The 24786-nt window shown below is 73.0% G+C and carries 22 protein-coding genes and 1 pseudogene; 9 read left to right on the top strand and 14 right to left on the bottom strand.

The window, feature by feature from the left end; genetic code table 11:
• Positions 1 to 2: 2 nt before the first annotated feature.
• The 3 genes from SCK26_RS02505 to SCK26_RS02515 all read right to left on the bottom strand — a co-directional run bounded on the left by SCK26_RS02505 (position 3) and on the right by SCK26_RS02515 (position 3628).
• Positions 3 to 974 carry an alpha/beta hydrolase gene (locus SCK26_RS02505; protein ID WP_318199578.1) on the bottom strand — a complete coding sequence of 324 codons (972 nt, stop codon included), beginning with the start codon at positions 972 to 974 and terminating at the stop codon, positions 3 to 5.
• A gap of 212 nt (positions 975 to 1186) precedes the next feature.
• Complete coding sequence (locus SCK26_RS02510; protein WP_318199579.1) at positions 1187 to 2014, bottom strand: alpha/beta hydrolase; 828 nt, start codon at positions 2012 to 2014, stop codon at positions 1187 to 1189.
• A gap of 294 nt (positions 2015 to 2308) precedes the next feature.
• Positions 2309 to 3628, bottom strand: a complete 1320-nt coding sequence (locus tag SCK26_RS02515; RefSeq protein WP_318199580.1) for a hypothetical protein — start codon at positions 3626 to 3628, stop codon at positions 2309 to 2311.
• Between the two features lie 300 nt (positions 3629 to 3928).
• Between SCK26_RS02515 and SCK26_RS02520 the strand changes: the two genes are divergently transcribed.
• Together SCK26_RS02520 and SCK26_RS02525 are read left to right on the top strand one after the other, a co-directional pair.
• Positions 3929 to 4651 (top strand): S1 family peptidase, encoded by a 723-nt coding sequence (locus SCK26_RS02520; protein ID WP_318199581.1) that lies wholly within the window; start codon positions 3929 to 3931, stop codon positions 4649 to 4651.
• Positions 4652 to 5126: 475 nt separating this feature from the next.
• Positions 5127 to 6089, top strand: coding sequence for a chlorophyllase (locus tag SCK26_RS02525; protein ID WP_318199582.1), 963 nt, complete (start codon positions 5127 to 5129; stop codon positions 6087 to 6089).
• Between the two features lie 4 nt (positions 6090 to 6093).
• Here SCK26_RS02525 and SCK26_RS02530 read toward each other — a convergent pair.
• The 6 genes and pseudogenes from SCK26_RS02530 to SCK26_RS02555 all read right to left on the bottom strand — a co-directional run.
• A pseudogene (locus tag SCK26_RS02530) lies at positions 6094 to 6382 on the bottom strand (response regulator transcription factor); the annotation flags it as partial.
• Positions 6379 to 6783, bottom strand: a complete 405-nt coding sequence (locus SCK26_RS02535) for a hypothetical protein (RefSeq protein ID WP_318199583.1) — start codon at positions 6781 to 6783, stop codon at positions 6379 to 6381. The gene SCK26_RS02535 and the pseudogene SCK26_RS02530, both read right to left, overlap by 4 nt.
• 217 nt (positions 6784 to 7000) lie before the next feature.
• Positions 7001 to 7594, bottom strand: coding sequence for a rhodanese-like domain-containing protein (locus SCK26_RS02540; RefSeq protein WP_318199584.1), 594 nt, complete (start codon positions 7592 to 7594; stop codon positions 7001 to 7003).
• A 220-nt stretch (positions 7595 to 7814) separates the two neighbouring features.
• Positions 7815 to 8558 (bottom strand): sulfite exporter TauE/SafE family protein, encoded by a 744-nt coding sequence (locus SCK26_RS02545; protein WP_318199585.1) that lies wholly within the window; start codon positions 8556 to 8558, stop codon positions 7815 to 7817.
• A complete protein-coding gene (locus SCK26_RS02550) occupies positions 8555 to 8731 on the bottom strand; it encodes a hypothetical protein (protein ID WP_318199586.1) in 177 nt (58 codons plus the stop codon). Before SCK26_RS02550 ends, SCK26_RS02545 begins: the two co-directional genes overlap by 4 nt.
• A gap of 51 nt (positions 8732 to 8782) precedes the next feature.
• Positions 8783 to 10141 carry an MBL fold metallo-hydrolase gene (locus tag SCK26_RS02555; protein WP_318199587.1) on the bottom strand — a complete coding sequence of 453 codons (1359 nt, stop codon included), beginning with the start codon at positions 10139 to 10141 and terminating at the stop codon, positions 8783 to 8785.
• A 132-nt stretch (positions 10142 to 10273) separates the two neighbouring features.
• Here SCK26_RS02555 and SCK26_RS02560 point away from each other — a divergent pair, with 132 nt between their 5' ends.
• The 4 genes from SCK26_RS02560 to SCK26_RS02575 all read left to right on the top strand — a co-directional run bounded on the left by SCK26_RS02560 (position 10274) and on the right by SCK26_RS02575 (position 14044).
• Positions 10274 to 10555, top strand: coding sequence for a metal-sensitive transcriptional regulator (locus SCK26_RS02560; RefSeq protein ID WP_318199588.1), 282 nt, complete (start codon positions 10274 to 10276; stop codon positions 10553 to 10555).
• Between the two features lie 115 nt (positions 10556 to 10670).
• A complete protein-coding gene (locus SCK26_RS02565) occupies positions 10671 to 11456 on the top strand; it encodes a hypothetical protein (protein WP_318199589.1) in 786 nt (261 codons plus the stop codon).
• A 208-nt stretch (positions 11457 to 11664) separates the two neighbouring features.
• The gene (locus tag SCK26_RS02570) at positions 11665 to 12870 is read left to right on the top strand and encodes a glycosyltransferase family 2 protein (RefSeq protein ID WP_318199590.1); all 1206 of its coding nucleotides are present in this window, start codon (positions 11665 to 11667) and stop codon (positions 12868 to 12870) included.
• Positions 12871 to 12934: 64 nt separating this feature from the next.
• Complete coding sequence (locus tag SCK26_RS02575) at positions 12935 to 14044, top strand: hypothetical protein (protein WP_318199591.1); 1110 nt, start codon at positions 12935 to 12937, stop codon at positions 14042 to 14044.
• 87 nt (positions 14045 to 14131) lie between these two features.
• Here the strand turns inward: SCK26_RS02575 and SCK26_RS02580 are convergent, their stop codons facing one another.
• From SCK26_RS02580 to SCK26_RS02600, 5 genes are all read right to left on the bottom strand, one after another.
• Complete coding sequence (locus tag SCK26_RS02580; RefSeq protein ID WP_318199592.1) at positions 14132 to 15922, bottom strand: ABC transporter ATP-binding protein; 1791 nt, start codon at positions 15920 to 15922, stop codon at positions 14132 to 14134.
• A complete protein-coding gene (locus tag SCK26_RS02585; RefSeq protein ID WP_318199593.1) occupies positions 15919 to 17829 on the bottom strand; it encodes an ABC transporter ATP-binding protein in 1911 nt (636 codons plus the stop codon). Before SCK26_RS02585 ends, SCK26_RS02580 begins: the two co-directional genes overlap by 4 nt.
• 373 nt (positions 17830 to 18202) lie before the next feature.
• Complete coding sequence (locus SCK26_RS02590; RefSeq protein WP_318199594.1) at positions 18203 to 19780, bottom strand: phenylacetate--CoA ligase family protein; 1578 nt, start codon at positions 19778 to 19780, stop codon at positions 18203 to 18205.
• Complete coding sequence (locus SCK26_RS02595; protein WP_318199595.1) at positions 19777 to 19956, bottom strand: hypothetical protein; 180 nt, start codon at positions 19954 to 19956, stop codon at positions 19777 to 19779. Before SCK26_RS02595 ends, SCK26_RS02590 begins: the two co-directional genes overlap by 4 nt.
• A 326-nt stretch (positions 19957 to 20282) precedes the next feature.
• Positions 20283 to 21503 carry a helix-turn-helix domain-containing protein gene (locus tag SCK26_RS02600; protein ID WP_318199596.1) on the bottom strand — a complete coding sequence of 407 codons (1221 nt, stop codon included), beginning with the start codon at positions 21501 to 21503 and terminating at the stop codon, positions 20283 to 20285.
• 332 nt (positions 21504 to 21835) lie between these two features.
• Here SCK26_RS02600 and SCK26_RS02605 point away from each other — a divergent pair, with 332 nt between their 5' ends.
• The 3 genes from SCK26_RS02605 to SCK26_RS02615 all read left to right on the top strand — a co-directional run bounded on the left by SCK26_RS02605 (position 21836) and on the right by SCK26_RS02615 (position 24507).
• Positions 21836 to 22045, top strand: coding sequence for a hypothetical protein (locus SCK26_RS02605; protein WP_318199597.1), 210 nt, complete (start codon positions 21836 to 21838; stop codon positions 22043 to 22045).
• 580 nt (positions 22046 to 22625) lie between these two features.
• The gene (locus SCK26_RS02610; RefSeq protein ID WP_318199598.1) at positions 22626 to 23435 is read left to right on the top strand and encodes a phytanoyl-CoA dioxygenase family protein; all 810 of its coding nucleotides are present in this window, start codon (positions 22626 to 22628) and stop codon (positions 23433 to 23435) included.
• Entirely contained in the window at positions 23425 to 24507 is a 1083-nt protein-coding gene (locus SCK26_RS02615) for a polysaccharide deacetylase family protein (RefSeq protein ID WP_318199599.1), read from the top strand. The genes SCK26_RS02610 and SCK26_RS02615 overlap by 11 nt, the downstream gene beginning before the upstream one ends.
• Positions 24508 to 24786 lie beyond the last annotated feature (279 nt).

A 24786-nucleotide genomic window follows, 5' to 3' on the forward strand; every position in this document is an offset into this window, starting at 1 on the left:
GTTCAGGCGCTGTGCAGGGCGGTGCGCAGGGTGTGGACGGCCATCGCGATGGCGGCCTCGGCGGCGTGGGTCTCGCGCAGCGCGTTGAGCATCACGAAGTCGTGGATGATGCCCTGGAAGCGGACGGCGGTGACGGGGACTCCGGCCGCGCGGAGCTTGTTGGCGTACGCCTCGCCCTCGTCGCGCAGCACGTCCGCCTCACCGGTGATGACCAGCGCCGGAGGCAGGCCGGCCAGCTGGTCGGTCGTGGCGCGCAGCGGGGACGCGGTGATCTGGGCGCGCTCGGCCTCGTCGGTCGTGTACTGGTCCCAGAACCACTGCATGCCGTCGCGGCGCAGGAAGTAGCCGGTGGCGAACTGGTGGTAGGAGGGGGTGTCGAAGTTCGCGTCGGTCACCGGGTAGAACAGCACCTGCTGGAGCAGCGGGAGGCCGCCGCGCTGCTTGGCCATCAAGGTGAGCGCGGCGGTCATGTTGCCGCCCACCGAGTCTCCGGCGACCGCGAGGCGCGTGCCGTCCAGACCCTTGCCGGCGCCCTCGTCGACGACCCAGCGGGCGACCGTGTAGTTCTGCTCGATGGCGACCGGGTAACGGGCCTCGGGCGAGAGGTCGTACTCGGGGAAGACGACGGCCGCCTCGGCGCCGACGGCGAGTTCCCGCACGAGGCGGTCGTGGGTGTGGGCGTTGCCGAAGACCCAGCCGGCACCGTGGATGTAGAGGATCACCGGCAGGGTGCCGGTGGCGCCGGCGGGCCGGACGATCCGCGCGCGGACGCTGCCGGTGGGCCCGCCCGGCACGGTGACCCACTCCTCGTCGACCGCCGGCTTGGCGATCTCGCCGGACTGCACCTCGTCGACGGTCTTGCGGCCTTCGGCGGGGGGCAGGTCGAACAGGTAGGGCGGATTGGCGGTCGCCTCGGCGAACGCGGCGGCCGCGGGTTCCAGCACGGGTCGTACGGGCTCTGCGGCATCGGGCATGTCTGTCTCCTGGCTTTGCGGGGTGGGTACGCCGGAGACTGACGCTAGAGCGGCCGCGCCGCGAGGATTGCCGACGCGCGCACGGCCCCTGCTCCCGCAGCGCACCGGCCTTTCCGGCCGTCGACGCGGTGCTCCGTGTGCCGCGAGAACCACGGTGATGCGCTGCGGGGGCATCGTGGCGTGCGCCCGCGTCCGAGGACTGCCCGGACCGGTTACCGGGCGAGGAAGTCCAGCAGGTCCTTGGTGAAGCGGTCCTTGTCGCCCGGCACCATCGCGATGCCGTGCGAGCCGCCCTCGTACACCTTCAGCTCGGCGTCGGCGATGATCTCGGCCGACTTGCGGCCGGTGGCGTCGATGGGGACGACCTGGTCGTCGTCGCCGTGCACCACCAGTACGGGGATGTCGAACTTCTTCAGGTCAGCGGTGAAGTCCGTGTACGCGAAGGCGTCCACGCAGCGCACGCCGCCCTCGATGGTCTGCGCCATCGCCATGTACCAGAAGGCATCCTTGTTGCCCTGCGTGACCTTGCCATCGGGCCGGTTGGTGGAGAAGAAGCCCTCCGCGGTGTCCTTCCAGAACTGCGAGCGCTCGTTGAGGATGCCGCTCTTGATCTGCTCGAAGACCTCGGCCGGTACGCCCTCGGGGTTGTCGTCCGACTGTGCCATGACCGGCGGGACGGCGGACAGCAGCACCGCCGAGCGCAGCCGCCCGGTCCCGTGCCGGCCGACGTAGCGGGCCAGCTCGCCACCGCCCATCGAGTGCGCGACCAGCGTCACGTCGGTCAGGTCGAGGTGCGTGAGCAGGTCGCTCAGGTCGTCGGCGAAGGTGTCGAAGTCGTACCCGTCCCACACCGGTGTGGAGCGCCCGTGGCCGCGGCGGTCGTGGGCGATTCCGCGGAAGCCGGCGTCGGCGACGGCCTTGAGCTGGTCCTGCCAGGCATCGCCGTTGAGCGGCCATCCGTGGATGAACACCACGGGCCTGCCCTGGCCCCAGTCCTTGTAGAAGATCTCCACCCCGTCGCGCGTCGTGCACACAGGCATGCCATGGGTCCCTTCGGTCGGGGGTGAGACGGCCGGCCGGGCTTCGCCGCCGGACCGCGCGAGCACAGCGAAGCTCCGCTTTCCTGCAAATATCGCCCGACATGATGGTTACTGCCACCGGACGGGCGGCGGGTGCGGAACGAGATCGCGCTGAACCGGCCCTGGTGGCGGAAGGCCCCCGATCCGAGGGCCCGGCCCCGACCGACCCGACAGGCCGGCCGCACCGCGCGCGGGGTGGGCAGCCGGCTGCTGCCGCTACGATTCCCGCCCTGTTCGTAACCCGACGGCGATCGGCTAACGGGCCGTCAGCACACGTGCCGTGCGCAGGAGGAGGCGTGGGCTGGTGAGGACGCGCGGGTGTTTGCGCATGTTGACCACGGCCATGAACTCCTCGTTGACGGTGCGGTCGGTCACGGAGGCCTCCACGACCTTGTCGCCGACCCAGCGGAGCAGCCGGTAGCCGGGAGGGTAGGGGCCCGTCACGTGCGGCTGGGCCAGGTCCGCGGCCGCGGAGATCTTCCACGCCGCGTTCACGACGACGCGGAGCCGCCTGAAGTAGTCCCAGGCCGGTGCGTGCGCAGAGGCGCCCGAGCGCAGATGGACCGACAGGGAGGAGGCGGCGAGTGTCGCCAGGGTGAGTCCCTGGCCGTAGATGGGGTTGACGGACGCGACGGCGTCGCCGACGGCGACCAGTCCCCCGGGGAAGCGTCCGAGGCGGGTGAAGTCGCGCTTTCGGCTCTCGCTGAAGTGGAACGTCTCGATGTCCCCGTCCAGCCGGCAGCAGTCGGCCACTTCGCGCAGCGGGCCGACGCACCGGCGCATGCGTCGCAGGAATGCCTCGGGGTCGCGTCCGGGCCGGTAGTCGCCGTATCCGACCAGCACCGCCGACCAGCGGTTTCCTTCGACCGCCACCAGCGCGCCGGGTTCGCTGAGGTGCTGTTGGTAGCCGCTGGCGGGTCCCGGAGACGCGTGGACGACCACCGTGCCGGGAAGCTCGTCCCCGCGCGTGAACGCGGCGGTGGCGTAGCCGAGGTCCACCTTCATCCGGTCCATGGGCGCCGAGTCCCATCCATGGCCGACCAGCCATGTGCCGAGCCTGCTGGAGCGGCCCATGGCGTCGACGACCAGGTCGCCGGTCAGCTCGGCGAGGGCGTCGGGCCGTGCGGTGTCCGCCACGGGCAGCAGGCGGATGCCGCAGACGCGTGTGCCGTCGAAGAGCAGGTCCCGGGCCTGGGCCGGCACCACCGTGACGTTGGGCAGGGCCAGGACGCGCCGGCGCACATGTTCCTCCAGGAACGGCCTGGTGGCGCCCAGCAGAGTGTTGTCCGGCAGGCACGCCTTGAGCGCTCCGTCGACGTAGTACCGCACTTGCGGGCCTCTGCCCACCTGGGCGCCGCCGGCCACGAGTTCGCCGGTGATGCCGGGCAGCCGGCGGTCGAGCTGCGCGTGGCCCATCGACAGCAACGCGTGCAACTGCCGTCTGTGCGGCGCGCCTTGCCCCGAGCCGTCCGCGCCGTCGGGATCGACCACGACCACTTCCTCCGCGTGGTCGGCCAGCACCCGGGCCGCGAGCAGTCCGGCGAAACTCCCGCCCATCACGATGGCTCGTCGCATGTGCACCCCCTGAAGCGGGCTCGCGCAGGCTCGGTTGAGCCGTCGCGTCAAGCTCCGGTCGCAGGCGCTCCGGAGGCTCCCTGGCGCCTTCACCCTAGAGGCTCCGCGCCTTGCGCGTGTGCCATAACGCGACGTTATGGAGAAGTGCTAGTACCCCCGTCGCGGTTCCTTCCCGAAGCTGGGGCATGTCCATGACGTGAGAGGCCGTCCGGTGGCGGCCCTTCCCGTGGACACGGCCCGCGAGGCCGTACACCCCACACACGTACACGTCCCCAGACGTGATGTCCGGATCGAGGAACCTTGCGTATATCAAGGCTTGCGCCCGTTCTCGCGGCGGCGGCGGTCTCCCTCCTCGCGCTCTTCTCCCCCACGGCCTCGGCGGCGCCCGCGACGGCACCCGTCGCCACCAAGGGTCCCCAGCCCATCATCGGCGGCGGGTACGCCGGCAGCGGCCCCTGGGCCGCCCGGCTGTACTCGAACGGCCAGGAGACCTGTACGGCGACGATCATCGCCCCGACCTGGGTCCTCACCGCCAAGCACTGTGTGAGCGGCGGCTCGCTGTCGTTCCGCATCGGCAGCCTGGACCAGTACAGCGGCGGCACGGTGGCCAACGGCGTCCAGACCTACACCCACGGCGCGGACCTGGCGCTCGTCCGGCTCGACCGTTCCGTCTCGACGACCTACGCCACTCTCGGGCAGCCCGGTACGGTGCGGGTCGGCCAGAGCGTGCAGGTGTACGGCTGGGGCGCCACCTCCCAGTGCGGCTCGGAGATCAACTGCCAGTCGCGCTACCTGAAGGTCGCCGATGTCACCGTCTCCAGCGGCTGCACCGACGCCTACGGCGGCTCCGCGATCTGCGCCTACCGGGGCAACGGGATCACCGCCGGCGGTGACTCCGGCGGCCCGATGATGGCGAACGGCGTCCAGGTCGGCGTCGCCTCCACCAGCGACCGTCAGACGAACACGGCGTACACCAATGTGACGGCGTACCGTTCCTGGATCCAGTCGGTCGCCGGCGTCTGAGCCACCCCGCCGGCCGGTGCGCGCCGCCGTCCCCTGTCCCGTCCCGCGCCACGGGGCAGGGGTTCGGCCGTCGCCGGCGGCCCGCGCGGACGCGGATGCCGAGGTCGCCGGCCCGGTCGAGGTGGTGCGGCTCGTCCGGGTCGCCGGCGGAGCGGATGGCGGGAATGCGGCCTGCGGCCATGCCGGGTTCAACGGCCGCGACCAGCTCGCCCCCGGGCTGTACGCCAACACACCGGGCCGGCCGTCGAGTTCGGCGGAGCGCGCATGCGCACGCCGTGATGCGCAAACGCGGAGAACCGGCGCCGCGCGTGCATGCCCGAGCGTTTCCCGGCGCGTTTGACAAAACGGAACGAGGTTCCGTTCAATAAGCGGAACAACGTTCCGCTTCACTTCGAGGTGGACGCGCACCCCGCCACCCGTCTGCCGCCGCCCGGTTGGAGCCGGCGACGGCGCGGGCCACACAAGGGACCTCGTCATGAGCGCATCCGCAGACCCTGCCGCCGTCTTCGACCCTTCCGCACCCGTCCTGTCGTACAGCCCGGTGATCCTCTCCGTACCCGGACGGCCCGTGGACCTCCACGTCCGCGTCTCCGCGCCCGCGACCGGGACCGGCCTGCCGGTCATCCTGCTCTCGCACGGCCACGGCGGTTCCCACCACCTCTCCTCGCTGAACGGGTACGCGCCCCTCGCCAACCTCTGGGCCGCGGCCGGGTTCGCCGTCGTCCAGCCGACCCACCTCAGCTCCCGGACGCTGAGCCACCGGCTCACCGGCGCGCCGGGAGGCCCCTTCTTCTGGCGCTCCCGCGCCGAGGACATGAGCCGCATCATCGACCGGCTGGACGAGATCGAGGACACCGTGCCGCAGCTGGCCGGGCGCCTCGACCACGACAGCGTCGCGGTCGCCGGGCACTCCCTCGGCGGCCACACCGCCGCGCTTCTGCTGGGCGCCCGGATCACCGACCCCGGCACCGGGGAGGAGGCGGATCTGATCGAGCGCCGGATCAAGGCGGGCGTGCTGCTGGCCGCACCGGGCCGGGGCGGCGACGTCCTCAACGGACGGATGGCCGCGCAGACGCCGTTCTTCCACACCACCGACTTCTCCACGATGACCACGCCCGCCCTGGTCGTGGCCGGCGACAAGGACGACTCCCGGCACTTCACCGATGTCGGCCCCGACTGGCACGCCGACCCGTACCGCCTCGCCCCCGCGCCCAAGACGCTGCTCACGCTGTTCGGCGCCGAGCACCTGCTCGGCGGCGTCTCCGGTTACGACGCCGCCGAGACCACCGACGAGAACCCGGCGCTGGTCGCCGCCCTCGCACACCTCACCTCCGCCTACCTGCGCACCCGGTTCCGGCCCGCCGACCCCGCCTGGCGGACGGCGTGCCAGGCCCTGACGAGCGGCTCCGACCCGGTCGGACGCGTCGAGACCAAGTAGCCCGGTCGCGCCGGGTCAGGGCGGTGCCGGGTGTGCGCAGCCGCCCGGCGACCGCGGGGGCTAGGGTCATACGGCCGCCGCCGCGGTACGCACGGCGGCGGCCAGATCCTCGGGCGGGGCGTCCTCGAACCGCAGGTCCATGAGGACGACATCGATGTCACCTTCGGCGGCGCGGCTGACGCAGGCCTCGGCGGTGGCGGCCTCGGCCATGACGGCGAGGCCGGGTTGTCCAGCCCGGCGCGCACCACCGGGTGGCCGTCGGCGAGGAGGAGGCGGACGGGGGCGTCGGTCACGGGTGGGCCGCGGGCTCGGTGGGCGGGGCCAGGGGAAGCCGGGCGGCCGGGGCGGTGCCGTGGCCGGAGGCGGATACGACGGTCGGCGTGCCGCCGAGGACGTTCACGCGGGGCGCATGGCGGCCGGCCGGAAGCCGTCGGCGCCGGGTGGGCGGCCGGCCGCGGGAGAAGCCGCATCCGTCGTCCACGACGTCCAGCGCGATGCGGCCGCCGAGGCAGCCGAGGGTTGCCTCGGCGGTGGTGGCTCGGGCGTGGTGGACGGTGTTGGCGAAGGCGGACTGGGCGACGCGCAGCGGGGCGACCTCGTGCGCGGTCGCCGGCGGTACGGGGCCGCCTGTGAGGCGGAAACGGGCAACGGCGGTGGCGGGCGCCGGTGGTGACGGGCGCCGGTGGTGACGCACAGCCGTTCCAGCGCGTCGGCCAGGGTGCTGCCCTCCACGGCGGCCGGGCTCAGGGCGGCGACGAAACGGCGGCCTTGGCGAGGTTGTCCACGGCGGCCTGGCGGGCCGCCCCGTCTCACCGCCGCCGACCGGCCCGCCGAGGCCACGACGGCCGCCGCCACCGTCCCGTCCACGGCTGACCTCGGGCCGAAGGGCGCGACGGGCAGGTGTGGCCCGCTTACCGGGACTCGCCGTTCCGGGTGCCGCGCAGTCCGAGGAGCGTGGCGTCCAGGTCCGCCCGGCGGGGCCGGTTGTGGGGCAGCCTGGCGAGTACGGCCGCCATGCCACAGGTGTCGGTCAGCGCGGAGAAGACCAGGCCGGCGGCGATGGCGGCGGACAGCAACCCGAAGGCCGGGTGGACGCTCAGGGCGAGCAGGAGGCCCAGCAGGACGAGGCCACCCGCGGTGAGGCGCACCTGGCGTTCCATGCCCCAGGTCGTCTTCGGGGCCCCCGCGGGCCGGTGCAGGTCGTGGCCCTGGGCCGCCCAGGCGCCGGTGCCTCCGACGAGGGTGGCACTGGTGATGCCGTGGGCGGCGAGGATGCGGCAGGCGTTCGCCGAGCGGGTGCCGGAGGCACAGACGACGAGGATCTCGCCGCTCTCGGCGGCGGTGCGGATGTCGGGCAGGGCCCGGTCGAGCCGGTCGAGCGGGATGTTGAAGGCGCCGGGCAGGTGCCCGCCGGCGTATTCGCCGGGGGTGCGGACGTCGATGACGGTCAGCTCGTGCAGGCGGGAACGGGCCTGGCGCGGGTCGAGGGTGATGGGTGCGGTCATGGCAGGGGTCTCCGTGGTGTGGCGGTGCCGCCAGGAGCGGGACGGATCGGGGTCCCGCCGGGCCGGCGTGTGCGGTTGATCAGATGGGGTCGGTGCCGATCACCGACGCATGCGGCCGGAGCCGGTGGCCAGGCCGCCGCGCGGCATGGCGCATGTGCGGCCGGCCGGAGAGGCGGTTCTCCTCGGCCGGCGGACTGTGCGGCTCGGCGAGTGCGCACGGTCACAGGAGTACGTCGGCGAGCATGGACGCGGCCACCGCGAGCAGGACGCAGGCGAAGACCCTCTGGAGGGTCTCGCCCGCCACCTTCTCCGCCAGGCGTTTGCCGTCCCAGGCACCCAGGATGGCCGCCCCGGTGAAGGGCCCCGTCACCGCCCAGTCCAGGTGTGTCCCGGTGCCGGCGCGGGCGATGAGTGCGGCCAGCGAGTTGATCGTGACGACCAGGAGGCTGGTGCCCACGGCGGTGCGCATGGCCAGTCCGAGGACACTCACCAGGGCGGGTACGGCGAGGAAGCCGCCGCCCACTCCGAGGAATCCGGTCACCGCGCCCAGCCCGGCTCCGGCGGCGCCGGCCTTTGCCGGGCGGATGGGGCCGGGCGGCTGCTTCCGCACGGGTCGCAGCATCCGGAAGGCGGCCAGGCCCGCGACACAGGCGAAGCCCGCGGTCAGTACGGACTGCGGCAGGTGGCCGGCGGCCGCCCCGGCGAGCATCGCCGGCACGATGCCGGCGGCGGCGGACAGCAGCCCGGTGCGCCAGGCCACATGGCCGTCGCGGGCGTGCCCGGTCAGGGCCGTCACCGAGGTGACGGTGACGATGACCAGGCTCGCGGTGGTCGCCTCCGCCGGGGTGAGGCCGAGCAGGTAGATCAGGGCGGGCACCGCCAGGACGCTGCCGCCACCACCGAGCCCGCCGAGGGCGAGGCCGACGACGGCGCCCGCGGCGAGCGCGAGAAGGAGTCCGGTCATGCCAGGGAGCCTGTGTTCCCGTGCGGTATGTGCGGGGTGCCGGGCGCGTGGCCGAGGTGCCGGGCGGCTTCCTCGCGTACGTCCGCCGGGACAGACCGCGCGTCCGCGCTGCCGGTGCCTCGGGGGTTCTCGTCGCTGATGACGCGGTCCGTGCCGCGCCGGAAGAGGGTCATCACTCAACCTCTCGGAGAATCGGGAATCGGGGAAGTTCGAGGCTGTCCGGCTCAGCCGGTGATCACGTCGAGTCCGGCGGCCGCGGCGGCGTCGAACCGGTCGTCCACGGCCACCACGTCTCGGCCCGCGGCGTCCAGCAACGAGGCGGCGATCGCGGCGCGCATGCCGCCGGCGCAGTGCACCCACACCGTGCCGGGGGGTACCTCGCCCAGCCGCCGGTGCAGTTCGTGCACCGGGATGTGCACGGAACCCCCGATGCGTCCGGCGGCTCGTTCCGAGGACCGTCGTACGTCGAGGACGACCACGTCGTCCGTACCGCGCCCGGCCAGTCCGGCGAACGTGGACCGCGGGAAGGACACCGGCCGGCTGCCGTCCGGCACCCACCGCTCCGGTGTGCCGGTGGCGGCGGCCGCGGGGCGGTCGATGCCGACCCGGACCAGTTCGCGCTGGGCGGCGGCCAGTTGTTCGGCGGACTCGGCCAGCAGCGTGACCGGTTTGCCCCACGGGATCATCCAGGCCAGGTAGGTGGCGAGCCGGCCGTCCGCCTCGAAGTTGAACGAGCCGGCGACGTGCCCTTCGGCGAACGCGATCCGGCTGCGCAGATCGACCACCCACTCCCCGGCGGCCAGCCGTGCGGCGATCTCTTCGGCGTCGGCGACGGACGGCGGGGTGAGGTCCACCGGGGCCGGCCCGGCGGCGTTGGCCGGACCCATGTGTGTGTAGTACGCGGGGACGTCCTCGAGTCCGTCCAGCAGGCGGGCGACGAAGGTGTCCGCGTCCGCGGTGAACGCGATGTTCCCGGCCTTCTCCCTGCCGATCGTGGTGGTGTCCCCCTCGGCCTGGGCCGCGGAGCAGAAGCTGCCGAAGCCGTGGGTGGGCAGTACGGGTGTCTCGTCCGGCAGTTCGGCCGCCAGACGGTGTGCGGAGGCGTACTGGGAACGCGCCAGGTGCTCGGTCAGGCGGGGTTCGACCAGGTCCGGGCGGCCCACGGTGCCGATGAGCAGCGAACCGCCGGTGAACGCGGCCACCGGCAGGCCGTTGTCCTCCAGCACGTACGAGGTGTGGTGCGGGGTGTGGCCGGGGGTGGCGACCGCCCGCAGGGCGAGCCCGGCGTCGACGGCGGACACGTCGCCGTCGGTCACCGGCACGCGGGTGAACGCCACCCGTGCCCCGGCCGGCACCAGATAGGCGGCGCCCGTCACCCGGGCCAGTTCCAGGCCGCCGGTGACGTAGTCGTTGTGGAGGTGGGTCTCGGCCACGTGCGTTATGCGCACCCCGCGCCGGGCGGCGGCCGCGAGCACCCGGTCGATGTCGCGCGGCGGATCCACCGCCACGGCCGTGTGCCTGCCGCCGGCCAGGTAGGCGCGGTTGCCCAGCCCCTCCAGCTCGATGGTGTCGATGAAGAACATCAGGGACTCCTCTCCCGGTGGAATTACCCCTGGGGGTATGCGGGCCACCGTAACACGGGTACCCCCGGGGGTATCTGTCCAGGGGAACGGCCGGGTAGGATACCCAGCGGGGTATGGAGGAGGAGTGGGGTCGTGGAACTGGACATGGCGGCGGACGAGCTGAAGGCCGTGGTCAACCGGCTGCGCCGGGCGCAGGGCCAGATCGCCGGAGTGATCAGGATGATCGAGGAGGGGCGGGACTGCGAGGAAGTGGTCACGCAGCTCGCGGCGGCGTCGCGCGCCCTGGACAAGGCGGGCTTCGCGATCATCGCCACGGGGCTGCAGCGCTGCCTGTCCGACTCCGAGGCGGCCGACGGCGACGACCGCGAAAAGATGCGGGCCCGGCTGGAGAAACTGTTCCTGTCCCTGGCCTGAGGATGCCCCGACCGGCGGGTCCGGGCGGATACGGCGCCGAGTCCCGGTGGTGACAGGCGAGTCCCCTGTGCGAGGTCCGCGTACCCTCTCCTCTTCACACCCACAGAGGAGGATCATGAGGAGCAATATCGCCAGAGCCGCCTCGGCCGCGGCCGGCGGGGCCGTGGCCCTGACACTGCTGACGGCCACGGGGGCCCACGCGGAGGGGCGGGGGGACATCCGGATCACGGACGCCGTCGTCAACCACGGCAAGAGCGTCGCGATCGGAACGTCCCAGCGCGTCACGTACCCGATCACCCTCACCATCCGGGACGACTCGGGAGTGAAGGGACTGTCGCACGTCAGCGTCTTCAACAAGAGCAAGGGGTGGGGATTCGGCGACTGGACCGACACCAAGTGTGTGAAGAAGAGTTCCACCACGTCGGTGTGCACGGCGACGATGACGGTCGCCCCGCAGTGGCTTCCGGACAGCATGCCCGAGAGCGCCAACAACGCCGCGGGCCTGTGGCAGGTCAACGCCACGGCCCGGGCCGAGGACGGTGACTACCGGATCGCCGACGACATCGCCGAGTTCAGGATGCAGCGCGCCGCCAAGCTCACCACGGACGCCGCGCCCGAGCCCGTCGCCAAGGGCGCCGAGCTGACCGTCTCCGGCAAGCTGACACGGGCCCACTGGGAGGACCTGAGGTACTACGGGTTCACCGGGCAGAACGCGAAGCTCCAGTTCAAGGCGGCCGGAGCCGCCCACTACCGCACGGTGAAGACGGTCCGGACGGGCACCTCCGGGAAGGTCACCACCAAAGTCACGGCCACCTCGGCCGGCAGCTGGCGCTGGTACTTCCCCGGCACCACGACGACCGCCCGCGTGGTGTCCGCCGGGGACGCGGTGAAGCTCAAGTAGTCCGCAGGCACGCACGGAACGACCGGCAGGACCCGTGCCACGACGCGGGCCCTGCCCCGCCCGCCGCACAGGGAGAAGTGCCGCACCCGGCGGCCGAGCACATCGGTTCCCCCCTCCTTCCCACCGCCGGACACGGCACTGACAACACCTTGCCTCACTTGGCAACATTTCATTGCCAAGTTTTGCCTGGCGGCTCTACTGTTGCCGCATGGCCGATACGAAGCTCAGCATCGTCATCCCCTACAAGCAGCGCCTGCGGAACATCCGGGCCGTCTTCACCTCACTGGCCGAACAGACCCTGGACCAAGGGGAGTTCGAGGTCGTGGTGGGGGCGATGGAGTACGACCCCGGGTTCGTGAGCCTGTGCCGGGAGTTCACCGGCCGGCTGCGGATCGTCTCCGTACTCACCGCCGAGGACTGGAACACCAGCAAGGCCCGCAACCTCGGCATCAGACACGCCACCGGGCAGGTCGTCGTGGTCCTCGACGCGGACGTGGCCCTCGCCCCCGACGCCCTGCGCACCCTGTGGGAACGCTATTACCAGCACGGGCAGAACCTCTGCGTCCAGGGACAGGTCTTCGGCTACGACGAGGTCATCGACGGCGACGTCGACACGGTCGAGGAGCAGCCCTACGACGTCTACCGCGCCACCTTCGCGGAACTCGCCGGCGCCGACCGCTCGCACCTCGACCCGCGCTGGTCCCCCGAGTACGCGGCCGCCTTCGCCCGCTTCCCCTGGGCGTTCGTCCGGACCGGTTTCATGGCCCTGCCCACGGCCACCATCCGCCGGCACGGCCTGCTGCTGGACGAGGGGTTCACGGGATGGGGCGCCGAGGACCAGGAGTGGGGCCTCAGGATCTCCCGCACGGGCACGCCCATCGTCCTGGGACAGGGCCTCTACGGCATCCATCTCCCCCACCGCCGCGACTTCGCCGCCCAGGACCGCTCGGCGACCGAGACCAACCGTTACTACCTGGCCAAGTGGCCGCGGCTGGAACTGGAGTTGGCACTCGCCTTCGGCGGCTGGCTGGAGGCCGACCGTCTCTACCCGGAGGCCGAACGGGAGTTGGCCGGGGCCGCGGCGGGGTTCCGCCTCGGTGTCGTACGGGGCACGGTCGGCGGTGCCCGGGTACTGGCCGTGGGCGCGCTGCTCGGCCCCGGGCGCGACGGCGTCCGTTCCGTGGCCGACCCCGAGGTGCACGCGCTGTTCGGGCGGGCGCCCCACGCCTGGGAGGAGGTGCTGCCGCTGGCCGGGTTCGCCCTGCCCTACGCGGACGGCGCGGTCGAGGAGTGCCACCTCCTGCCGCCCGTCGCGCGCCTGCCCGAGCGCTATCGCGCGGCGGTGCGCAAGGAGGCCGAGCGTGTCGCGCGGAAGGTCCTCGCCGCACCGGCACCGGCCGCCGCCGTCGCCTGACCCCGGCCCCGACTCCCTTTCCGACAAGCCCGTTCCGGCGACCCTTCCTCTGTCAGGAGCAGACGTGTCCCCCTCCCCCGTGCGGATCTCCGCCGCCGTGATGAGCCACCCCAGACGGGCCGCCGCGGCCCATGCCCTCGCCGGCCGCTTCCCCGGCCTCGACATCACCGTCGTACTCGACCCGGAACCGGACGGCCCGCCCAGCGCGCTGCGCACCGCGCGGCTGGCCTGGGCGGCCGTCGCCCCCGACGCCACCCACCACCTGGTGCTCCAGGACGACGCGCTGCCCACCGAGGACTTCCTCACCCGGCTGCACGCCCTGGTCGCCGCGCGGCCCGACGCGGCGCTCAGCCTGTTCACCGAGTGGGGCTCGCGCACCTCGTACGCGGTGCGCCTCGCGGCCATGCACGGGCACGATCTGGCGCCGGTCGTGGACGACTACATCCCCTGCGTGGCACTCGTCCTGCCCGCCGAGATCGCGCGCGGCTTCGACCCGTATGCGCGGGCCAAGGTGGACGGCGGCCACCCCGACGACCTTGCGCTGCTGCACTACCTCACCGACCTGGGCACATCCGTGCTCATCCCGGTGGCGGGGCTCGCCGACCACGACAACGACACCAGTCTCGTCGGCAACAACGTGCACGGTCCCCGGCGGGCGGCCTGCCTCCTCCCGCCGGAGCCGGCGGCGCTGCCGGCCGAGCCGTCCGTCCTGGACGGCCTCGGCACCGTGCCGTACTACGACTTCTGGGGCCAGTACTCCGACGCCTGTATCCCCGACCCCTCCAGTGTGGACGGCAGGGTCCGCAGCTCCGCGCGCGTCTTCCTGGCCGGATACGGTGTCACCCAGCGGGAGCTGGACCAGGGGCTGCGCGAGGCGCTGGCGCGGTCCGCGGAGCGCGCCCTGCTCGGCGACCTGGTCAGCGAGGTGGTGCTGACGGAGGTGTGGATCGTGTCCTTCCTGCTCGGTTTCATCGCCGCCGACCTGGAGGGCCGCGGCGGCACCACCCTGGATCTCACCGGCCCCGCCGCCCGTGCGGCGCTCGCCACGCTGGCCCCCGGGGCCGTCCGGCGCATCGTCCCGGTGCGCCGGCTGCCCGCCGTGGGGGCGCTGCTGACACCGGTGGTGCTCGACGCGGTGCGCGCGGGCATGGCCCGGGCACCGCGGCACGGCTGACCGTACGCGGACGGCGCGGCGGAGGGGGCACGGCGGTCGGTCGCCGTGCCCCCTCCCGCTGTGTCCGGGGTCGGTCTGCCGTCGGGCTCAGCGGTAGCTGCGGGCCTGGAGGGAGAACAGGTCGGCGTACAGGCCGCGCCGGGCGAGGAGTTCGGTGTGGGAGCCGTGTTCGGCGACGGTGCCGCCGTCGAGGACCACGATCCGGTCGGCCATCAGCACGGTGGAGAAGCGGTGGGAGACGAACAGCGTGACACCGCCGTCGCGGCCGACCTTGTGGGCGGAGCCGGCGTACCGCTCGAAGACGGCGTGCTCGGCGGCCGCGTCCAGCGCGGACGCCGGTTCGTCGAGCACCATCAGCAGCGGGTGCTCGCGCAGCGCGGCGCGGGCGAGGCCCAGGGACTGCCACTGTCCGCCGGACAGTTCGCTGCCGTCGGTGTAGCCCCGGCCGAGTGCCCCGTCCAGGCCCTGCGGCACCCGGTGCAGCACGCGTTCGGCGCCCGCCTTCCCGATCGCCCCGAGGAGCAGCGCGTCGTCGTCGATGCGGTGCCGTTCGCCCAGCCCCACGTTCTCGCGCAGGGTCAGTTCGAAACGCGCGAAGTCCTGGAAGAGCGTGGCCACGCGGGCCTTCCACTCCTGGGGCGGGATGTCCCTCAGGTCGACGCCGTCCACCAGGATGCGTCCGCTGGTGGGCTGGTACAGCCCGCACAGCAGTTTGACCAGTGTGCTCTTGCCGGCCCCGTTCTCGCCGACCAGGGCGATGGTGTGCCCGGCGGGCAGGTGGAGGTCGACGTCGCGCAGGACCGGCCGGTCGGTGCCCGGGTAGGTGAAGCTGACGCCTTCGAGGCGGATGCCCCGCGTGAGCCGCGCGGGGACCGGTTCGGCGGCGGACGGTCCGGCGGCCGCGGGGCCAAAGGCCGGCCAGGTGCGCAGGGCTTCGAGGCGGCGCGCGGTCAGGCCGGCCGTCTGGAGCGTGGCGAGCATGCCGAGGGCAGCGGCCACCTGCACGTTGATCTGCACCGCCATGGTGATCACCATGACCACGCCGCCGATGCTGACCTCGCCGTCGGCGGCCCGGCGCAGGACGAGGTAGACGGCGGCGAAGCAGGCCAGGGTGAAGGCGAGCTGGCCGAGGGCGCGCAGTGCCGCCGCGGAGAGCTGGCCGCGTGTGATGAGGCGGGTCGCGGTGTGCCAGCTGCGGTCGTGCAGGCCCACCAACGCCTCGTCGGCGGCGAACAGGCGGGCTTCCTGGGCGGAGTGGGAGGAGGTGGCCACGTGCAGCAGGTGCCGGGCGCGCCGGTTGTGCTCGGCGGCCTTCTCCTTGGCGGTGTCGGCCGTGTGCTGGGCGCGGTGGCCCATGACGACGGGCGGCAGCGCGGCGAGGGGCAGGAGCAGCAGCCAGGGGTCCAGCGAGCCGAGGAGCACGGTGGTCAGCGTGAGCTGCACCGACAGCGCGGCTATTTGCAGCAGGGCCTCGATGTAGGCGCGGGTCTTCTGGATGTCCTCGCGGACCAGGATCATGGTGTCGGCGAAGGCGGAGCTGTCCAGGTGTTCGATGCCGTCGGTGCCGTTGGCGTGGCCGATCAGTTCGTCGTTGATCCGCCATTCGGCCTGTTCGCCCAGTTCGAAGTAGTACAGGTGGGCGAAGTGGCCGAGCATGAGTTCCGCGGTCAGGGCCAGGGCGATCAGACCCGCGGTGGTGAGCGCGGCCGGCAGGTCGCCGCCGAGCAGGCGGTCGGTGAAGGCGCGCAGGCCGAGGGCGACGGCCGGGGTGGCCAGGTAGCCGAGGAAGAGCAGGGCGGCGGCCTTGAGGAGGCGGCCGCGGTCGGTGGTCCAGGCGAGCCTGAGCAGCCAGGCCGCGGTGCGGGCGAGGTTCGTCATGAGGCCGTGTCCGTCATCGTCGTCGTCACCAACTGGTCGTGGTGGTCGGGTTGTTGGTCCGTGCCGTCGGTGAACCGCTCGGCCTGGAGCCGGAACAGCTCGGCGTAGCGTCCGCCGGCCGCGAGGAGTTCGTCGTGCGTGCCGCGTTCGGCGACCCGGCCGCCGTCGAGGACGACGATCTGGTCGGCGCGGCGGACGCTGGAGAAGCGGTGGGAGATGATCAGTGTGGTCAGGCCGCGGGTGAGGTCGAGGAAGCGGTCGAAGAAGGCGACCTCCGCGCGTACGTCGAGCTGGGCCGTGGGTTCGTCGAGGACCATGACGGAGGCGCCCGAGTGCACCGCGTGCAGGGCGCGGGCCAGGCCGATGCGCTGCCACTGGCCGCCGGACAGGTCGCGTCCCTGGTGGTACTGGCGGGACAGGACCGTGCGCAGCCCTTGGGGCAGGCGGTCGATGACGTCCTCGGCGCCCGCCCGCCGGGCGGCGTCCAGGAGCCGGTCGTCGTCGGCGGGGAGGTGGGGGGCGCCGAGCGCGATGTTGTCGGCGGCGCTGAGTTCGTAGCGCACGTAGTCCTGGAAGATCACCGCGAAGCGGCGGTGCCACTCGCGTGCGTCGATGTCCGTCAGCGGGTGGCCGTCGACCGTGATGCGGCCTCCGGTGGGGTCGTACAGCCGGGTGAGCAGTTTGACCAGGGTCGTCTTGCCCGCGCCGTTGAGGCCGACGACGGCCGTGGAGGTGCCCGCGGGCAGTTCGAGATCGAGGCCGTCGATGACCGCGGGCCCGTCGGGGGTGTAACCGAAGCGCACGTTCTCGAACCGGATGGCGGTGCGGGGCAGTCCGGTGGCCGGGACCGACCGGCTGGGCGCGAGGGCCGGCAGGTCACGGGCGCCGGCGCGGAACGCCTTCATCGCGTCGAGCGCGATCAGCCCGTACTGGGTCTGCACGTCGGCCTCGGGGAAGTACACGCCGAAACGCATGAGGATCAGTACGGCCTGCAGCGCGATGCTCAGGCGCAGCAGACTCAGTCCCCCGCCGTCTCCGGCGAGCGCCAGCCTGGTGACGGTGACGGCGCCGCCGGCGAGGCCGACCAGGGCGAGTACGACGAACGGGCGGCCGAGGATCCGGCGCCTGCCGCGCCACATGCGCGAAAGGTAGGCGGTGGTGTCGGCGCGGTGCCGGGCCCGCATCCACTCGACCAGTCCGAGCAGGCGGATCTCCTTGGCGGCGTGCGTGCCGGTGGCGAGGTTCTTGAGGTAGGTGGCCTTGCGCTTGTCCGCGGCGAGCCCGTCGTAGAAGTCGCCGAAGGCGCCGAGCGAGCCGCGCTGGCCGAACCGGATGACCAGCGCCGTCACCCCGATGACCACGGCGGCCGCCGGGTCGACGGCGTATCCCACCAGGGCGACGGCACCGGCCAGTTGGGTGTAGCGGGCGATCAGCGCCAGGCCGCCGGCCGCGGCGTCGCCGGGCGAGGCCGAGGCCCGGTCGAAGGCTTCCCGCGCCACGTCCAGGCGGTCGAGCAGGTGGGGATCGTCCAGCGCCATGGCGGGCGCATCGGCGAGCGCGGCGCGCATCAGCTCGCCCCGGCAGCGCTGGTCGACGTGGCGTACGACGGCTTCGCCCAGCGCCGCCTGGAACGGCGCGAGGGCCTGCTGCGCGCCGAACGCGGCACCCGCGATGCCGAGCACCGTCACCAGCGCCGCCCACGCTCCCGCCCGCCCGTCGCCGACCGCGTCCGGGACACGCTCCAGCATCACGCTCATGGCGACCACGAACGTCAGGGGCAGCAGGCCGAGCAGCACGTTCAGCAGCATCGCCAACGCCCTTGTCCCGGGCGGGACATGGCGCAGCAGCACCGCGATGTCGAGCCAGCGCCGCGCCCTTCGGCGGGCCTTGGAGATCAGTACGGTCACGGGGTCGTCCCCTTCTCGGGTCCGGTGGGTGGGGTGGGGTGGGCGTGGGTGCCGAATGGTTTCGGGGTGCGCCGGGGTCGGGGGCCGGTGGGTGGTGCCGGGCGTCGGGGGCCTCGCGCCTGGTGGCGTGGCGGGTGCCGGGTGGGGTCCTGTGCCGGCGGTGGCTGCCGGGGCGCCGGGTGGGCGCGGGAGTGGTTTCGGTGGAGTCGGTCGGAGGGATGCGGTCACGGGCCGCGGGGAGGTGAGCGGGAACGGCCTCAGGTGGCCGGCCGGTGGACCCGCTCACGGGGGTGCGGGCCGCGGCGGGGGTGCGCGGGGTGCGGTGCGGTTGTCTCTGTGCGGGCGGACGCGGGGAGGGAGCCGGGGGCGCCGGTCACGCGGAGGCCATCCGGAGTCCGGTGAGGGGCCGTGCCGTGCCGTCGCCGGTACCGCACACGTCGCCGCGCGGTACCGCTGCCCGGCCGCCGGCCCGGATCATTCCGTCCGCACGGCCGTGGTACTCCAGCACCCTGCCGGTCACTCCGCAGCCGCAGGCGTGCCGGAAGACCCGGCCGCGGCCCCCCACCCGGTGGCGGATGCGGGGCCGTTCGAACGTCTGCATCCCGGTCACCAGCAGGTGCCCGGGCCGGCCGTCCGGCACCGGCACGCCTGCCTGGTCGACCGCTTCGAGATGGCTGAGGTCGTCGTTGACGTGGTACAGCGGTCCGCTCATCTCGGTGCACCGGTAGCCGAGCAGGGTGCCGTCGGCGGCGGTCAGGACACCGGAGACGGCGGGCGCGCCCAGGTGCGTGCGCAGCCATGCCTCGTCCGCCGGGTCCGCGCAGGTGCCGAGGAAGAGCACCTTCTCCAGGCGGAGTCCGGGATCGTGGACGTGGGCCGCGCGCAGCAGCGGCATGAGCAGGGCGGGCGTGCCGAGGAGGGCGGTGGCCCCGATGCCGCGTACCAGGGCCGCCAGCGGGCCGGCGGCCACGGGCCGGGCCCGGGTGCGGTACTCGGCCGGCGTCCGGACGCACTCGGTGAGCGCCGCCGCCAGAGCGCCGTTCGGATCACCGCCGGGCACGGTGTTGATCAGACGGTCGCCTTCGCGCAGCCCCATCGCGTGGAGCATCGGGATCGCCTCGCGGGCCAGGGCGGCCTCGTCGGTGCAAGGGTGGACCGGGCGGCGCGGTGCGGCCGCGGGTGCCGCGCGGTACGGCGCCTCGCTTGCCGGCGGGGTGGAGGTGTCCAGGCGGGGCAGGTCGGCGATGCCGCGTAGCGGTGGCAGGGCCCGGTACGGGGCGGAGCGGCGGGCGTGGTGCGCCAGGTAGCGCAGTTTCGCGTCGAGCCGCTCCGTCGCGGCGGCGTCCTCGCGGCCACGGGCGCGGGCGAGGGGGATGCCGCGCAGGTAGGTGCGCCGTCGCAGGGAGCGGACCCAGTCCGCGCGGCCGTCCTCACGCCACACCGAGGTGTTCCCGGACGCGGCGTGGGCGTCGGGCGGCAGCGGGGTCGGCTCGGGCACGTCCACGAGGACGCCCGCCGCCGGAGTCCCGCTCGGCACGATCCGCGCGTCCGGGAGCAGCGGCCCGATCGCGCGGAGCAGCCCGGTCAACTCCCGCCAGAAAGCCCGTCGTTCGGTTCGCACGACGACGTCGTTGCCCAGCGCCCAGCCCAGCAGCAGGGCTCTCGGTACGGCATCGGGGCGGGTGTCGTCGACGACGATGGTGCCGACGGGCGAGAGTTCGTACACGTCGTTGCTGTCGGCGACCGGTTGCCAGGGGTACTGGGCGAGGCCGCCGCACAGTTCATCGAGGCCCGCGGCGAGTTCGTCGGCGTCGAACAGCTCTCGCGGGAAGGCGAACGGAGCGTCGCGCAGCAGTGCGGCGAGGCCCGTCCCCTGCTCCCGGACCAGGGCCGCCTGCGCCTCGGCCACCGTGATCAGCAGGTCTGTGGGGTAGTGGCGCGGACGGTTCATGCGGCCGGCTCCCGTCGCAGGGCCGGGGCGCCGGCGCGCCCGGGCCGGCGGTGCTCGACGGCCGTGCCGTGGCCGTCCGTGCGGTACGGAAGGTGATGCAGAACGAGGACCTTCACCTCGGCTCCCGAAACGGTCGATGGCAAACATTGACTGGAAATCGACAGATCATCGCTCACGGCCAGTCGATAACCCGGAAAAGGAGGGACGTGCTGGAAGACGGGCAGCCCACGAGGATTCCTTACTGGAGGTGAGCGGGTTATGTGCCGGTGCCTAGCGCCGCCGGAAACGTAGCAGGGCACGGAGACGCTTGGCAATAGATTGCCAAACGTCAGGCAATATGGCTGAGCCGACTCTCGCAGTCGCCGTCGGCACAACGGCGACGGCCGTACACGGCGCGAGGGCCCGGCGCGCGCGATGTGTCGCGCGTGCCGGGCCCTCGCGCCGTGTACGGCCGTGTGACCGGTCCCGTCCGTGCAGCCGCCGGGCCGGGCCCGGCTCGCACCTATCCGGCGCTCTGTGCGCTCTCCAGGGCCTGCGCGAGGATGCGCCAGATCTCGGCGGCCAGGTCCACGTTGGAGGCGCGGCGCGCCTCCTCTCCCAGTTCCTTGAGCTGCTTCAGCCCCTGCTGCATGTGCCCTTCCAGGATGAGCAGGCGCCCTTCGAGGACCCCGAGGCGGATCCGGTCGCGGTAGGTCAGCCACAGCTCGTCGCCGTGCAGTTCGTCGAGCAGGGCGCGGGCCTCGGCGTGGCCGCCCTGCTCGAAGGCCAGGTGCGCCTTGAGGGTCAGCAGCTCCTGGTTCAGCAGCGGTGTGCCGACGAAGCCCAGTGCCGCCTCCGCCTCCTTCAGGCGCCGGGCGGCACGGTCGACCAGCGGAGGGGAACTCTGGAGGTACAGCGACGCGGCGGCGAGCCGCAGCCGCACCCAGAGCGTGAGGTCGGTGTGGCTGTCGAAGCCCTCCAGCGCGCGCTCCAGGTGTGCGCGCGCCCCGTCCTGGTCGCCTTGGCGGAAGCGTACGGTCGCCGCCGACCACATGGCCTCGGCCTGCAGCACGCCACCGCTCTCGCCGACGAGTTCGACCAGTTCGTCGGCATGGGCGCGGGCGTCCGGCAGGCGGCCCTCCTCGGCCTCCGCGGCCACCAGCGCCATCAGGGCGGCGCCGGTGTCGGGCAGCGAGAGGTGCGCCTCCTTGGCCAGCCGGACCGCCTTGCCGGCGACCTCGATGGCCCGGTTCACCTCACCCATGGAGCGCAGACAGCGCGCCAGGGAGGCCCATACCCGGCAGCGCAGTTCGGGCAGGTCCAGTTCCTCGGCGATCTCGTCCAACTGTTCCAGGCAGGCCAGTTCCTCGGCCTTGTCCCCCAGCCGCCGCCATCTGCGGGAGACCAGCCACAGCGCCTGCCAGCGCAGCAGCGGATCGCCCTCGTCCGACTGCTCCAGGGCGGTCATCAGTGCCTCGATCGACTCGTCGCCGTCCGCGGACGAGGCGAGGCTGAGGGCCTGGGCGAGCGAGGTGCCGCTCGGCTGGACCTCGAACGCGCCGCGGTCGACGTCCAGCCGTTTCGCGAGGTAGGCCACGACCCGCTCGGTGGGCTTGCGCCGTCCCGATTCCAGGCGTGACAGATACCCGGTGGAAATCTCGCTGCCTGCGAGGGATGCCTGAGAAAGCCCGCGCGCAAGCCTCAACTCCTTGAGACGCCGGCCGAACAGCGGCTGTTCCATCATTTAGTTCCCAATGAATCAGGGCATTAAGCCGTGCCCGATGCCCTACGGAATGACGAGAATTCCCGTTTCCCCCAGGGGGAGATCCCCGCGCCAGAGTCTACGGATCCACCGAGACGCAGGCAAGTCTTTGCCTGACTCACGCTCGGGAATCTTCGATCGCCATCACCATTGTTGGTCTAGACTTGCCAAGATCTGGCAAGCTCTTGCCAAGGTCAACCTGCCTCGCCTACGGTTCCTTTCGGCCACCGGCACCCGACAGTGCCCGTTCGTCTGCGGCCCGTTCCTCTGCACCTCGCTCACTTCACCACTTCTGTCGTCTCCTGGGGGAAACCATGAAGAAAGCTGCCCGCACCCTGCTCATCGGCACATCCCTGGCCTTCGCCACGGCAGTCCTCGGCGCGGCCGGGACGGGCATCGACTGGCCGGGTCCCGCCCACGGCACCGTCACGGCGACCGCGTCCGGTGCGACGAGTGCCGCGGGCGCCGCGGGTACCGCCGGCTCCGTGGTCCGCCAGGGCGGCGGCGACATCGACTGGCCGTAGCTTCCGGACCGACCGCGGGCCGTCGGCCGGTCCACGGACCACCGGCCACCGGCCGTGGACCGGCCGGGCTCCGTACCCGGACCGGCTTCGCTCAGTGCCCGGGGCGGCCGTAGACGATCAGCCGCCCCTAGCCCGTCAGCCCACCCGTACACCACCGGCCGGCCGTGAGCCGCACCCGTGGACCACCGGCCGGCCGCAGGCACCGGGCCCACCACGGGCCCGCGACCGGCCCTGCGTCCTCGGCCGTACAGGGCTCGGGATGTCCTTTCCCGTCGGCGCGGGACGCCCGTGCGGTGTCCCGCGTCCGTACGTCGCACCCGCGACCCCGCCCCGGCAGCGCACCGGCGCCCACCGCCCGCTGCGCGTGAAGCCTCCGGCTCCCGGCACGCTTCCCTGCGCAGGCCCCGGCGCTCGGGCGGAACCCCGCCCGCGCCAGGTCCGCGCGGCGCGCCCGGAGGCCTCTTCGATCCGGCACGGCGGTGATCCGACTCCTCTCTGTGGAGCGCCATGTGACGAGCAGTCACTCATCAGCAAGCGCACTGTCTGTCCACCACACCTCGGAAACGGAGTTCCCTTCGTCATGACGCCTCCCGCATCCGCCGCAGTCCTGGAAGGGTTCCAGCTGACGGCAGAGCAGTCCGAGCAGTTCGCCTCGCGCGGCTATCTCGTCCTGCCCGCGTTCCTTCCCCCGGACCTGGTGGCCCGTCTCAAGCCCGAGGTCGACCACTGGGTCGACCAGGGACACCGGGCCCGGTCCATCGCCTCGTGCGTCGATCCGGACCGGCACGGCGTCCCGCCCGTGATGGAACTGGAGTTGCCCGCGCACGGCGAGCTGATCGGCCACCGGCCGCTGCTCGCCGTGATCTCCCAGCTGATGGGCGGCGACTTCGTCTTCCACCACCTGCACAGCGACCGGCAGGCGCCCGACGTACCGGGCAAGCCCTGGCACCACGACTTCGAGCAAGGTCCGGCGACCGACCGCTCCGCGCTGATGGTCCATGCCCTGCACTACCTGGACGGGCTGGACACGAGTGTCTCCTCGCTCGCGGTGCTGCCCGGCTCCCACCGGGAGAACACCGGCAAGTCGGCGCTGGCCCACCACGGCACCGACCCGCTGCCCGGTGAGGCGGTCGTCGACTCCCTCCCGGCGGGTTCGACGGTCCTGCTGCACTCGGCCCTCTTCCACGCCCGCCGCCCGCGGCCGGACCGCACCGGCAAGCCGCGCTACTTCGTGGACGCCTCCTACTGCTCGACCGGCACGGTGTGGCCGCCGGTCAAGCCGTACTGGCGCCACATGCTCACCCGCGCCCGCGAGCTGGGCCTCGGCGACGTACGGTGGCCGGAGCTGTTCGCCGAGCGGCACTTCACGGAGTACGGCCATGACCACTGAGCCGTCCCGGGCCCGGGGACAGGAGCCGGTGCCGTACGCGGGAATCGCCTGGAGCCCGTCCGGGTACGAGGTGGCCGTCCTCGGAGCCGACGGGCGCGAGCTGCGACCTCCCGCCCTGTTCGCGCCCCGCCGGGCGGCGGACATGATCGCCTATCTGCGGGGGTTCGGTCCCCGGCTGGTCACCGCCGTGGAGAGCACCAACGGCATCCTGGACGGACGGCTGATGGCCGCCGGGCTGACCGTGCACCGGGCCGATCCCCATCTGCTGCCCGGCCGGCCCGGGTTCGGGTCCGTGCCCGCGCGTGCCATCGCGGAGGCGGGCCGGAGCCGGCTGCCGAGCCTGACGCGGCTGGTGCGCACGCGCGGCACCCAGACCGGGCGGGAGGAGGAGATCGACTCCTGGATCGCCTCCAGCCATGACGCCCTGGCCCGCCTCACCCGGGCCGGGCAGGCGGTGAGCCATGGCAGCAGGGACCGCCGCGAGGTGGCGCTGACCTTCGACGACGGGCCGCTGCCGCCGTACACCGGGCAGGTCCTCGACGTCCTCGAACGCTACGGAGTACCCGGCACGTTCTTCTGCGTCGGCATGAACGCCCGTGCCTACCCCGAGGAACTGGCCCGGATGCGCGAGCAGGGCCACACCGTGGCCAACCACACCTGGTCCCATCCCTTCCTGCCCGAACTGGAGCGGTCCCAGCTCACCGAGCAGCTGGAGCGCACCCGGGAGGCCCTCGCCGAGGCGAGCGGCGCACCTCCCTCCCGCCTGTTCCGGCCGCCGTACGGCGCGCGCACCCCCGAGGTGCTGGACTGGCTCGCGCAGACGGGGTCCCGGGTGGCGCTGTGGGACGTCGCACCCGACGACTGGACGATGCCCGGCGCCGACACCATCGCCCGGATCATCCTCGACCAGGTACGGCCCGGATCGGTCGTCCTGCTCCACGACGGCGGCGGGGACCGCTCCCAGACCGTCGCCGCGCTGCCGGCCGTCATCGAGGGCCTGCTCGCCGACGGCTACCGCTTCGTCGGCGTCGAGGAACTCACCCGCACGGCCGACGCCCGCACGGCGGCGTAGGCCCACCGCACCGGACCGGGCGGAGCAGCCCGCGGGGCCGGGCCGGAACGACCGGCTTCCGGCCCGGCCCCGGCGGGCGAGCGGTGTGCCGGTGCCCGCCCGCCGGCCCTTCCCCTTGGCCGTTCAACTCCTCGCAGGCCCGTGCGGACCACGCGTACCCGCGCGATGTGCCCCTGCGTGCCGCCACCACCGCGGCGTCGCGGCTCCGACGCCGCCCGACCACCCATCGAGGTGTCCACGCCCGTGACCTCCACATCCGTCACTCCCGCACCCGTCACT

The organism is Streptomyces sp. SCL15-4 (assembly GCF_033366695.1).
Taxonomy (GTDB): domain Bacteria; phylum Actinomycetota; class Actinomycetes; order Streptomycetales; family Streptomycetaceae; genus Streptomyces.